Consider the following 12,612-nt stretch of genomic DNA (forward strand, 5'->3'; position numbering starts at 1 on the left):
ACGGCAATTCTTCTTACCTGTTACCTGTTCCCTATTCCCTGTTCCCTGTTCCCTACCTAGACAAATCAATTCAGAAATCAAAACGGATTTCTATTTTGATTTTTGAACAAGACTCAGTACAAACGGCAATTCTTCTTACCTGTTACCTGTTCCCTATTCCCTGTTCCCTGTTCCCTACCTAGACAAATCAATTCAGAAATCAAAACGGATTTCTATTTTGATTTTTGAACAAGACTCAGTACAAACGGCAATTCTTCTTACCTGTTACCTGTTCCCTATTCCCTGTTCCCTGTTCCCTACCTAGACAAATCAATTCAGAAATCAAAACGGATTTCTATATATTATAGGAATACAATCCTGGCTGTACTAAAGATGACAGCGCTCAGGATTGCAGTCACTGGAATTGTAATTATCCATGCAACTGCGATATCTTGTAAAGTGCGAAATTTAATTGATTTGGTATTTTGCACCATTCCAATACCAATCACACCGCCAACAAGAGCATGGGAGGTGGATACAGGTAAGCCTAACCGAGAGGCTAGCAGGATGGTAGTAGCGGTTGCAAGTTCGGCACAAAATCCACTACTAGGTTGTAAAGAAATTATATTTTCGCCAATGGTAGCAATTACCTTTTCACCCCACACAGCTAAACCGGCGACAATACCAGCACCACCAAGGATTAGAATCCAGATGGGGATGGTGATGCCATTAATAGGTACGCTACCAGTGAGATTAATATACACGATAGTAGCTAAAGGAGCTATGGCATTACCCACATCATTAGAACCATGAGCAAAGGCGACAAAGCAAGCACTGAGAACTTGAAAGCGAGCGAATAGGCGTTCTACTTCTGCTCCCTGTGCTGCTAACTGTCGCCAACTAATCACCGTGAGTGCAACAGCTGCAACAGCACCTGTAAATAAGGGAATGTCATAACTGGGTAGGTTTAAACCTACTTGCTGATTTAAGTAGTTGGTCAGGGGTTCCGTTAAGGAAGGGATAACAATTACACCAAATATACTGAGTATAATTACACTCAACCAGGGAATCCACTGTTTTAGCCGTGCTATTGAATTTGGTTGTTGTAAAATCCAGTGCTTAATTTGACTGTAGAATAAAGCCGCAATGGCACTACTAATAATTGGTGTGCAAATCCAGCCTATGCTGACTAAGCCAATGGATGACCAATTAATTGCACTTCCTCCCCCAGCTACCCAACTAAATCCGGCGATCGCACCGACCACTGCATGAGATGAAGCTACAGGTAGACCGCGAGAGGTAGCAATTTGCAGCCACAAACCACAGGTAATTAAGACTGTTACCATACCAGTTATGTAAATTTCTGGTGTAGCAGTGAATAAAGCAGGATGAGCAATTTTCGTGGCTAAGGTTTGGGATACTTCATGCCCAAATAATACAGCGCCCGTAAACTCTAAAATTCCAGCAATAATTATTGCTTGTTTTAGGGTGATAGCTTTGGATCCTACAGAGGTTCCCATGGAGTTGGCGACATCATTAGCGCCGAGATTCCAGGCGACGTAAAAGGCTAGTAGGGCGATGAAAATTAAGGTAATGGACATTTAGGGAGGGGGTAGATGGAAAGAAAACAGCGATTCTGTGATCAATCAATAGCAAGGGACTATCCTCAAATCACGAGCAGCGCTATAAATATTTTCTGCTGTTATCTTGTTTGCCCGGATTACGGATAAATTAAAATTTTGTATGTTTCTGGTGTAGGTGCGATCGCTTGTGCTACGGCTGCTGATAAATCTTGTAATGGATAGCGATCGCTAATCAAGGCTTGGACATCGATACGCCGATTAAACACAATATCCGCTGATAAACCCTGAAGCCGATAGGATGAACTGTAACTACCCATCAAGTCAATTTCCCGACGGTAAAGAATATTCGGGTTAATGGGAATTTCTACTTGATCGGGAAATTCGGCGAAGAATAGGATTTTACCACCTTTGCGGGTACATTCCAAGGCTTGAAAGAAAGCCTTATCACTGGGAACCGCTAAGAGAGTCACATCAACGCCCATCCCCCCAGTCAAGGCGTGAATTTTCCCTGGTAAATCAGGATCCCGCGCATCAAAAGCCGCATCTGCACCCACATTCAGGGCTTTCTCAATTCTCGATGGTAATAAATCAGTGGCGATCGCTTTCGCCCCAAAATACTTAACCAACATGACAAACATTAACCCAATCGGTCCTGCACCTGTTACTAGAACAGTTTGTCCCGGAGCAATTTGGGCTTTTTTCACAGCTTTGAGACAGCAGTTAGTCGGTTCTACAAAACTCGCCTCTTCAAAGCTGATCTCATCGGGAATGGGAATTAACCCCCCATTCTGGACAATATGTCCGGGAACCTTGACATACTCAGCAAAACCGCCACCGCTAGCATTAAATCCGGCCGTGGTAGAGATATTTTTATAAACATCGCACATAGAGAAATTATCATTGAGGCAGTAGGAGCAACGCATACAGGGGATATGGTGCATCACCGCTACCCGTTGTCCTACTTGCCAAGATTGTACCTGAGAACCTACAGCGGCAATAGTTCCGGCTGTTTCATGACCAAATATCCGCGGTGGTGCATACAAAGGATAACGAATTTTTTTAATATCTGACTGACACAACCCCACAACTCTCACCTGTACCAGCACCTCATCCGGTTCTAGGTTCGGGACAGGGATTTCTTCGTATGATAGTTGATTGACACCTCTAAATACTTGTGCTTTCACCTTTGTTTTTTCCCACTCATCTTTATTAGATTTAACATTTAGTCGAGCTTAAATAATCAACTGTCATCCTCCCTTTTAAGATTAAATTTTCCCAATGAAATAAAATCATGAAAAATTGACCGAGGTGGAGTGATGGTTCATCAGACATATACAGCTGATGTCTTAGTTGTAGGCGGCAGGAACTGGGGGAACTGCGGCGGCCATTCAAGCAGCAAGAAGGGGAGCAAAAACCATTTTAGTCAGTGAGTTTCCTTGGTTAGGGGGAATGCTCACATCCGCAGGGGTATCTGCACCCGATGGGAATGAGTTAATGGCTTTTCAAACTGGCTTATGGGGCGCATTTTTACAAGAATTACGGCGGCGACAGCCGGGGGGATTAGATAATAGTTGGGTGAGCTTTTTTAGCTATGATCCCGGCATTGGAGCCAAGATTTTTACTGATTGGGTGGAAGAATTAGAGAATCTGCATTGGATTTCTGGACAGGTACCAAAAGAAGTATTGCAGCAGGGGAATTGTATAACTGGTGCGCGGTTTGCCGACTTCACAGTTACTGCCAAGATAATTCTTGACGGTACAGAATTGGGGGATTTATTGGCTTTAGCAGAAATACCTCACCGTTGGGGCTGGGAATTACAATCTCAGTGGGGAGAAAGCAGCGCCCCAGCGTATTTTAATTATGTCACACAAAGGTATCCGGTGCAAGCCCCTACTTGGGTGGTAGTGATGCAAGATTTTGGTGAAAGTATTGCTCCGGAAATTATCCGATCCCCCAATTATGATCCGGCCTTGTTTGCCGGTGCTTGGGATAATTATGGGGCTGAGAAGTTCTTAAATTATGGACGTTTGCCGGGTGGTCGATTTATGATCAACTGGCCTATATGTGGTAATGACTATGGCGAAGGTGTAGGAAGATTAATCGAATCAGAAGCAGATAAAAAAGAATTTTTACAAGAATGTCGCTGGCATAGCCAAAATTTTGCTCATTTTATCCAAAAAAACTTGGGTAGGCGCTATGGTTTGGCTAAGTCAGTTTTTCCGGGTAACTGTGGTGCTTTTGCCTTGCATCCTTACTACCGGGAAAGTCGCCGCTTGGTGGGGGTAACTACTGTGGTAGAACAGGATATTTTACCCATGTCTGGGGGTAGGGTCGCCCCTTTGTGTGCCGATACCATTGCTGTGGGTAATTACGCTAACGACCATCATTATCCTGGATTCAATTTACCACTGCAACCTAAATCTATATGCTGGGGGGGGCGTTGGACTGGTACACCCTTTACTGTTCCCTATGGGTGCTTGATCCCCAGAATCACAGATGGTTTATTGGTTTGTGAAAAGAATATTTCTGTATCTCACATTGCCAATGGTGCTACTAGATTACAACCTGTGGTGATGGGTATTGGTCAAGCTGCGGGAATGGCTGCAGCTATGTGTGTGGAGTTGAATTGTCGACCGAGGGATTTACCTGTGAGACAACTGCAAATTGCTCTGTTAACAGACTTGCAAGCGCCTGGGGCTATTGTACCTTTATTTAATTTAGATATATCAGCCCAAAATCCTGCATGGATAAATTGGCAATTGTATTATTTAAATCAACCTCAAGCCTATCCATTCAGTGGAAATTACCCTATTTACTTAGAGAGTAAACAAGTGTTAACACACAGTGTAAGTTGTTTTACAGGTATTTTTCAGGGGCGAAATCAGCAGGATTACCAATTTACCATGACAACACCAGATGACTATGATGGTCAAACTTGGCAGATTGTGACCTTGCGATCGCCCATAGCGGAAAAACTACAAAGGTTAATAGATGGGCAACCCCTAACTATTTGGGGTCACTTAAATCATGCTGGTTATTGGTTAATAGCTGAAGAAGTGGACATATCCTAAACTGATTTTTTTTTCAGTAAAGCTGACTACCTTTTGAGGATTTTTCCGGAAACTCTACCAGAAAAACAGTAGTATTAGTCAGAGAGTCCTAAAATAAACATCTATTATGGGAGCTACGATTTCACTTTTGGTTCCGAGTTTGGTTTTCAGTGTATTAGCTGTTAGCTACCAGGCAAAGGCAAATCTCTCATCTGAGATGTTGTTATTTTCTTCTAGTTCGCAACAGTTCTACTCAGATTCATCTGCATATCAAGCGCGAGCTAATGACCGAGAAAAACCCATACCACACCGGGGTAGTGGGCGTATCAATAGCATAGAAGAGCAGGGTATTGATGGTTGACCGAAGAGTGGCCTATCTGTTCGGTCAGAAGTGAAAAGCACCCGGATCAAATCCTCAACAAGCCTGCGGTAATTGTCTGGTAGGGGTAAATACTGAATGATGGGATGAAGCGCTGATATGTATGTATACGGAGTGACTCTGAAGTTCAGAGTCACTTTTAAGTATGTTACCAGATAATCTGGTTAAGGCTGGAGAACTTACTTTTTGGCTTCAGCAATCGGAACCCACTCAGTGTGGAATGTTCCTTCCTTGTCAAGACGCTTGTAAGTATGTGCGCCGAAGTAGTCCCGTTGCGCTTGAGTGAGATTTTGGGGTAGGCGATCGCGGCGATAGCTGTCAAAATAATCCAAGGATGCACTAAAAGCAGGTACTGGGATACCCACTTTTGCAGCTGTCATAATCACTTCCCGCCAAGCATCTTGTCTGTCGAGAATAGTTTGCTTAAATTCGGGAGCCAACAACAGATTAGGTAATGCAGGATTTTCGTTAAAAGCCTTCTTGATTTTATTTAAGAAGCCAGCACGAATAATACAGCCACCTTTCCAAATCCGAGCCATTTCACTCAGAGTCAAATCCCATTTATAAGTCTGGGAAGCTGTAGATAACAGCGCCATACCCTGAGCATAAGAACAGATTTTAGAACAATAAAGAGCATCACGCACCTTATTGACAAAATCCTTCACATCCCCATCAAACTTAGCACTAGGACCTGTGAGGCTGTGAGATGCTGCTACCCGTTCATCTTTAATAGAAGACATAATGCGGGCGTTAACTGCTGCGGTAATTGTGGGAATAGCCACACCCAATTCCAAAGCAGTTTGTACAGTCCAACGTCCAGTTCCCTTTTGACCAGCTGCGTCAACAATTAAATCTACCAAGGGTTTCTTGGTTTCGGGGTCAACGTAAGGGAAAATATTAGATGTGATCTCAATCAAAAAGGAATTAAGTTCATCGGTGGTGTTCCACTCAGTGAACACCTCATGTAACTGACTTGCACTTAACCCAGCCACATTTTTCAGCAGGTCGTAGGCTTCTGCAATTAACTGCATATCACCATACTCAATACCGTTGTGTACCATTTTGACATAATGGCCAGAACCACCAGGGCCAATATAGGTTACACAAGGGCCATCATCGACTTGGGCGGCAATCTTGTTTAAAATTGGGGAGAGATATTCATAGGAGCTGGGTGTACCACCAGGCATAAGTGAAGGGCCATTCAAAGCGCCTTCTTCACCGCCACTCACACCCATACCAATAAACCGCAGTCCCACAGGTTCTAATTCCTGAGTCCGGCGTTCTGTATCTTCAAACCAAGAGTTACCACCATCGATAATGATATCGCCTTCATCTAGTAAAGGTTTGAGTTGGGCAATTACTGCATCTACTGGCTTACCAGCTTGCACCATCACCAGGATTTTGCGGGGGCGTTCTAATGATGCAACAAATTCTTCTAGGGTAAAGGCGGCTTTGACGTTCCTTCCTGGTGCACGCTGCGCCATAAACGCGTCGGTTTTTTCTCTGGAGCGGTTATAAACTGCAATTGGGAAGCCATTACGCTCGACGTTAAGAGCTATATTTTCACCCATTACGGCTAATCCAATCACACCAAAGCTTTGTAGTGTCATAAATTATGTTTGGCTAACTCTTGCAGATCCTTTTATCTTTAGGGTAGACCGAGATTTTGGCTGATCTCCTAAAGAAGACCTTAAGACTTGAATAAACAGTGAGAATCTATAATTAACACAAGGAAATAGTTGTTGCAACTCTCAGTATTCCAGTCAATTTTGTATACTTGTTACTTAAGTACAAAATCAGGAAATGACAATGTTAACTAAACTCGGGGAATTCCCCATCAGCTGATGGGGCGGGGTAGTTGATTAAATCAATTTCTTTCATATAGAGGATGAGTTAACCCTCTCCATTGCTTTAGACATAGTAGAAGGTCAACAAATCAAAAACAGTCAGGACAGCCTATATGAATGAATCCTTACAGGCACTACCATTATTGGTGTTACTGGTGGGTATAGCAATTGCGATCGCCATTTTCATCAAGTCTGGTTTAGAAAGCATTGGTGTTCCTGCTTTGGTTGGCTATTTAGTAGTAGGATTTGTCCTGCGCCTGATTGATCATCAATGGCATATCCTTTCCCCAGAGGGAGAAGAAATTTTTGACTTCTTGGCAAAATTAGGCATCATTATCTTACTATTCCGAGTGGGATTAGAAAGTGACCTAGCCGGACTAATCCGCCAACTTTACCGTGCCAGCATCGTCTGGGCGGGTGATGTTTTAGTGAGTGGCTCACTTGCTTTTGTTGTCTGCTACTGGTGGCTGCAACTAAGTTTAATTTCCAGTTTGTTTGTCAGTACTGCCATGACCGCTACCAGTGTAGGGGTAGCCGTTGGGGTTTGGCAGGAACAGAAAGCGACAGACTCCCCCAACGGTCAGCTAATGCTAGATGTAGCCGAAATGGATGATATTTCCGGTGTGATTTTGATGGCATTGCTGTTTGCGATCGCACCTATGTTAGAAGAGAGTGCTAACGGTTCTATCTTACCCGTTATAGTTAAAACAGCAGGAGGTTTCTTGCTGAAATCTATATTATTTGCCACTATCTGTTATGTATTTTCCAGGTATTGTGAGGAGGCAGTTACAGTTTTTCTCAGGAGAATAGAAAAACCCCCAGATCCAATGTTGACTGTTGCCAGCATTGGATTCATGATTGCTGCGATCGCTGGTTTATTGGGATTTTCCGTTGCCATCGGCGCATTCTTTGCTGGACTCGTGTTTAGCCGCGACCCTGAAGCTGTCAAATTAGATACTTCATTCAGTACACTTTATGAATTTTTTGTGCCGTTTTTTTTTATTGGTATCGGTTTGCAAATTGAACCTAACGCCTTAATAACGGCTTTCGGTCTGGGTGGCGCTCTGTTAATTGTAGCCGTACTAGGTAAAATTATTGGTGCTACAGTACCTGCTGTATTTATGAGTGGATGGGTCGGAGCGACATTACTAGGTGTGAGTTTGGTTCCCAGAGCCGAAATTACCCTAATTATCATGCAACGAGGTCTATCATTAGGAAATTGGGTAATTTCTCCACAGGTATTTGCTGCTATGGTTGTTGTATGTGGTTTGACTAGTGTCGCCACGCCTCTGATTGTGCACCGAATGTTGGAGCAATGGCCACAAACACAAACAGGAGAATGATGACAAAAATGGGTTTAAAACCCCTGATGCAATAAGGAGTAACCAAAAATGCTGGCATATATTCTAGCTTTTGTGGTTGGACTAGGTAGTTTAGCCATTTATATAACAGCTTTCTTGTTTCCGGAAATCCACCGTAAAAATGATTTTATCTGGAGTGGTGTGGGACTTTTCTATGGTTTAGTGTTATGGGTGTTTGCTCCGCACATTTCTGGAGGCTTATTACTGGGTCATATAGCTAGCGTCGCTCTGTTAGTTTGGTTTGGGTGGCAAACTTTTTCATTACGTCGCCAAGTCACCCCCCAAACAGCACAAACCCCAGTCCCCAGTGCTGAAACCATAAAAACTGGGATTCAGGAGCAAATAACTAAGTTATCTCTCCCAGATAGGCTGGCTCAGGTACAACAAAGTATTAGTAAGATATTTAGCGGCGCACAAGACAAGGGACAAGAGGCGATCGCCCAGAAAACCCCTGAAACTCCTAAGATGGAGCCGACCAACTCTACACCACCCCAGAAACCTCTAGTAGAGATTATTGATAAAACTGCGGTGACACCAGACGCACCACCAGCAGAACAAGTTCCAACCCAGGAAGTCCCCGAACCAACTCCACCAAATCCCCCACCTGCGGAAATGGTAGCTGCAGCACAACCTGAGACGGAAGAAAAACCATCGCTTCCTGCTGAGGAAATTGCACCGGATGCAGCACTTGCGCCCCCTGCGGAAGCGCCAGTCCGAACAAATACCACCTACTAATCAAGCTGGTTGACTTGGATTAAACCCAAAACATGAAAGCTTCTAAGCTTTCGTGTGCTGGGTTTTACTTCATTTGTTTAAATATTTGTTTAAATTTATTGCTACTGGTAACTATCGAGTTTTGTGAGAACTAAAAGCAAATAATATCATTAATTTACAGCACATTTCATCTGAGTAGAAGGGCGGGCAAGATGCCCACCCCACAAGATTTATGATATTAAGATGTGTACTTTATTTAAGTGCTACTACCTCTAGTAATTTGGGTGTATTTTGATTCATTTTGGCTCATCTTCCTGTATAAAAAAATAGTTAGAGTAATTTCTTAATTCAAAACTCTGCTATACTATAGTACAGATGAATTACAAGCATTTAAAATAATTAAGCCAAATTAATAATTATCAGGTTAAATAATCATGTCTAGTACACACACAGGTATTGAGTGGACTGATAAAACTTGGAATCCCACAACTGGGTGCGATAAAGTTAGTCCAGGATGTTTACATTGCTACGCAGAGGCTTTGACTAAACGGTTTCCTAATAATTTTAGAAATGGATTTAATTTAACTTTACATCCCGACAGGTTGGTAGAACCTTTAAAGTGGAGAACCCCTAGCAGAATTTTTGTCAATTCCATGAGTGACCTTTTTCACGAAGAAGTACCTCTAGATTTTATACAAAAAGTATTCAAAGTTATTGAGGCTACACCTTGGCACATATATCAAATCTTAACAAAAAGACCTGAACGTTTAGTTGAGTTAGCACCTAATTTACAATTCCATAAAAATATATGGTTGGGTGTATCCGTAGAAAATCAAAATTATGTCCACCGCGTTGATTTGCTGCGTCAAGTTGCTGCAAATGTCAGGTTTCTTTCATGTGAACCACTTTTAGGTTCATTGAACCTGAACTTAAAAAATATTGATTGGGTTATAGTTGGGGGAGAGTCAGGACAAAAACATCGTCCTATGAAAATTGAGTGGGCTGAGGATATTCGTGACCAATGTCAAAAAGCTGAAGTAGCATTTTTCTTTAAGCAAGTTGGTGGAAGAACTTCTAAAGCTGGTGGTAAGTTACTAGATGGTAAAATCTGGGATGAAATGCCTAATGCTTGGCAAAAACACCATCAGCAATGGGGTGTATCTCCACAGAAATTAAGAGTTAAAAAAGAAAGTTTAGGGCTTACTGCTTAGGTGGAAATGTCACTTTAACTGTATCTCCAAAGGTAATTTCTCCTTTGTATTTTCGTCTTTTATTAGCAGGTGGTTCTGCTGTGATTTTTCCTTGGGATTCGAGATTTTTGAGAGCGGCTTTGTAATTCTTTTCAATGTAGGCTTTACCTACATTATGCTGTAGATAAATTTTTTCCATGGTGATTGTTTTTCCTGCAAATTCATCTAAGAGCATTTGTTCTAATTCATCTAGAGGACGACTAAGTTCAAACAGCAATGGTTGTATAGAAGTAGCTGGGTTATATTCAAAAGATGGTACGCCTTGATTTTCTTCAGAACTCTCTTTAGCCATTATCTCTTTCATTATTTCATATCCCTTGAATTCCTTACTGACGAAAATTAAATGATGGCTTGTACGATTTCCGTTTTCATTTTTAAAACAAAAGGGTAAAACATACTTACCACCCATTTCTTGCAGAGCTTCGCATATAGCCTCTAAGATTGTTAACTCCCTTTCTCCTGGTTTGAGTGCTTGTAGTTGTAAACGTAGTTTATCTGCTCTTGTTTTTCCAAATAGTGCATTTATATGTTCTTCAACTAATGCATTACCTAACCCCATGCTAATCCGATTGTAATTAAAAAAGAAAAGGCAATCACAGCCCCAGTTTTTGACGACTGAGTTGATAAGTTCTAATGACAATCCTTTGTATCCCCAAGGATCTACAAAGAATAATGTAGGAACTAAATTTAGCTGTTTAAATGTTTGAACAATATTTTCTCCTACTTCGTAATTGATGACGTTAGGTTGATATTTTAAGTTTTGAATACCAGGAATTGCATTGATAGCTGATTGCAGAGAATTAGTATGCTGAGAATTAGCATCATTAAATAATGTCTTCAGCATATTTCGCATATCTGGGTCAGCAATTGCGGTTTCTAAAACTTTGATTGGTGTTGATTTAGAACCATTTTCATATCTACCAGGTCCAGCAAAAAGGTCGATGTAGGCAATTTGAGAACCTCTTTTTTTTGCATGTGGTATAATTACTTTCGCCCAAGCCCAAAAATATTTTTCTACAATTCTGGTTTTGATTAAAGATTGCTCTGTCTGTTCATCAAAGAAGGAATCACCAGCCATACGTAATTACTCTATGTCAAACTAGTAAATATTATAATATATAAGTTATTAATAGATGTATAAAAAATAATGCAGTTTATTATTGAATATGATATATAGCAATCCTAAATGATTCATGAACAATTTCTGTTCCCTGTTCCCTGTTCCCTGTTCCCTTTCCTCACTGATAATTTCTCAAGTCAAATAGGATGACTATAGTTTGACTTGTTGCCAAGGTTGCAGCTAATATTTTAAGAAAAGTAGCAATAAAGCTAGGTTTAGACCTCAGCCGAAGCAGTAGGGTGTCTTTGATAGCACCATTGAAGGGTTATTTGTGGAGTCTTGAAGAATTACCCGGCTTCTAGCCGTGGGGAGTATCAAACCCACCTAATTATACTGCTAGATAAACAATGCTGGAGAAACATTAAAAAATTCTCCTAAAGCTTTGGCTTGACCTTTACTAATTGCTCTTTTACCATTGACAACTTCGCAAACAACTCCTTTCGAGCCAATAATTCCTACTAAGTCAGATTGTTTAATTCCCTGAACATCCATTAAGTGCTTCAGAATTGCACAAGGGGACGATGCTTCAATGGGATACTGCTTGTTTTCAAATTCTTCAATAAGAGTTACTAAAAGCTCTAGTATAGCAGTTTGCTCTGGCGTACGTTGTTTACAGGCCATTAATTGCTCAACTGTTTTTAAAGCGCGATCGCATTCTTTTTCTGTGGTGATAACTTGAGGTTGATACTCTAGTAGAAGTTGACTGTAAGTGATTCTGTTAAAAGAAGTCGTCATATTCCTTTGCGCCCGCTTGGCGGCGACCCAACATTAGGAGGATTTTCGCCCGTTATCGGCGGCGACCCGTATCATGGCTTACTTCAATCCACAAAAGTAAGTATGAAAGTTAACATTTATCAATCGAATATATTATTATATAATAATTATATCTAGTTCTCAAAAGAAAGGGTCATTTTTCCATTTATCTTTATTATATTCAGCGTGGGTTAAAAAATATTTGTAATAAACTGTTTGAATTTCATAATCAATACTCACAATGAGGCGATAGGCATTACCTTTAATATTGAATACTGTAAAATTGCTGACTACATCTGCTGTGGGGTAAACTTGTCTAACTTCATTTAACTTGTGCCATGATGCAGATTTCACAACTTGATACCAAGAGTTAATAGGTTCTACTGCATCTGGGTATTTACTAGCATCAGCTCGTAAGTTGCGAATGCTGATTAGGTGCATTTTGCCGGTTTATATCAAAGTAGATGTTTTTTGTCTCACTTAATTTAGGTTCTCATTTTGAGAACTAATTGTCAAGGTGATTTCTCGGTATCCATGCCCATCTTCTATAATTGATGGGATAACTTGCATATATA

9 protein-coding genes and 2 pseudogenes are annotated in these 12,612 nt (G+C 41.2%); 5 read left to right on the plus strand and 6 right to left on the minus strand.

Translation table 11 applies throughout. From position 1 onward, the window contains the following. Window positions 1–341 precede the first annotated feature (341 nt). Both AC6IZ0_RS04000 and AC6IZ0_RS04005 read right to left on the minus strand, forming a co-directional pair. Entirely contained in the window at window positions 342–1,580 is a 1,239-nt protein-coding gene (locus tag AC6IZ0_RS04000; protein ID WP_497725178.1) for an inorganic phosphate transporter, read from the minus strand. Window positions 1,581–1,699: 119 nt separating this feature from the next. Beyond that, complete coding sequence (locus tag AC6IZ0_RS04005; protein ID WP_497725179.1) at window positions 1,700–2,746, minus strand: zinc-dependent dehydrogenase; 1,047 nt, start codon at window positions 2,744–2,746, stop codon at window positions 1,700–1,702. A gap of 132 nt (window positions 2,747–2,878) precedes the next feature. On the opposite strand from AC6IZ0_RS04005, the pseudogene AC6IZ0_RS04010 reads away from it, so the two are divergent. Further along, window positions 2,879–4,634: pseudogene (locus AC6IZ0_RS04010) on the plus strand (FAD-dependent oxidoreductase). A gap of 106 nt (window positions 4,635–4,740) precedes the next feature. Next, complete coding sequence (gene patX, locus AC6IZ0_RS04015) at window positions 4,741–4,974, plus strand: heterocyst-inhibiting protein PatX (RefSeq protein ID WP_271734583.1); 234 nt, start codon at window positions 4,741–4,743, stop codon at window positions 4,972–4,974. Window positions 4,975–5,171: 197 nt separating this feature from the next. Here patX and gnd read toward each other — a convergent pair whose 3' ends face one another. Next, window positions 5,172–6,602, minus strand: coding sequence for an NADP-dependent phosphogluconate dehydrogenase (gene gnd / locus AC6IZ0_RS04020; protein ID WP_497725180.1), 1,431 nt, complete (start codon window positions 6,600–6,602; stop codon window positions 5,172–5,174). A 350-nt stretch (window positions 6,603–6,952) separates the two neighbouring features. On the opposite strand from gnd, the gene AC6IZ0_RS04025 reads away from it, so the two are divergent. The 3 genes and pseudogenes from AC6IZ0_RS04025 (at window position 6,953) to AC6IZ0_RS04035 (ending at window position 10,125) form a co-directional block, all read left to right on the plus strand. Continuing rightward, window positions 6,953–8,182, plus strand: a complete 1,230-nt coding sequence (locus AC6IZ0_RS04025) for a cation:proton antiporter (protein ID WP_271734585.1) — start codon at window positions 6,953–6,955, stop codon at window positions 8,180–8,182. Window positions 8,183–8,230: 48 nt separating this feature from the next. After that, a pseudogene (locus AC6IZ0_RS04030) lies at window positions 8,231–8,948 on the plus strand (Ycf66 family protein). A 400-nt stretch (window positions 8,949–9,348) separates the two neighbouring features. Then, entirely contained in the window at window positions 9,349–10,125 is a 777-nt protein-coding gene (locus AC6IZ0_RS04035) for a DUF5131 family protein (protein ID WP_497725181.1), read from the plus strand. Here the strand turns inward: AC6IZ0_RS04035 and AC6IZ0_RS04040 are convergent. The 3 genes from AC6IZ0_RS04040 to AC6IZ0_RS04050 all read right to left on the minus strand — a co-directional run bounded on the left by AC6IZ0_RS04040 (window position 10,115) and on the right by AC6IZ0_RS04050 (window position 12,478). Next, window positions 10,115–11,242, minus strand: coding sequence for a three-Cys-motif partner protein TcmP (locus AC6IZ0_RS04040; RefSeq protein WP_497725182.1), 1,128 nt, complete (start codon window positions 11,240–11,242; stop codon window positions 10,115–10,117). The two genes, AC6IZ0_RS04035 and AC6IZ0_RS04040, sit on opposite strands and share 11 nt — an antisense overlap. 378 nt (window positions 11,243–11,620) lie before the next feature. After that, window positions 11,621–12,019 carry a helix-turn-helix domain-containing protein gene (locus tag AC6IZ0_RS04045; protein ID WP_271734590.1) on the minus strand — a complete coding sequence of 133 codons (399 nt, stop codon included), beginning with the start codon at window positions 12,017–12,019 and terminating at the stop codon, window positions 11,621–11,623. A 159-nt stretch (window positions 12,020–12,178) separates the two neighbouring features. Beyond that, window positions 12,179–12,478 (minus strand): type II toxin-antitoxin system HigB family toxin, encoded by a 300-nt coding sequence (locus AC6IZ0_RS04050; protein WP_497725183.1) that lies wholly within the window; start codon window positions 12,476–12,478, stop codon window positions 12,179–12,181. Window positions 12,479–12,612: the final 134 nt, after the last annotated feature.

It is taken from the genome of Anabaenopsis sp. NIES-4685 (assembly GCF_059725405.1).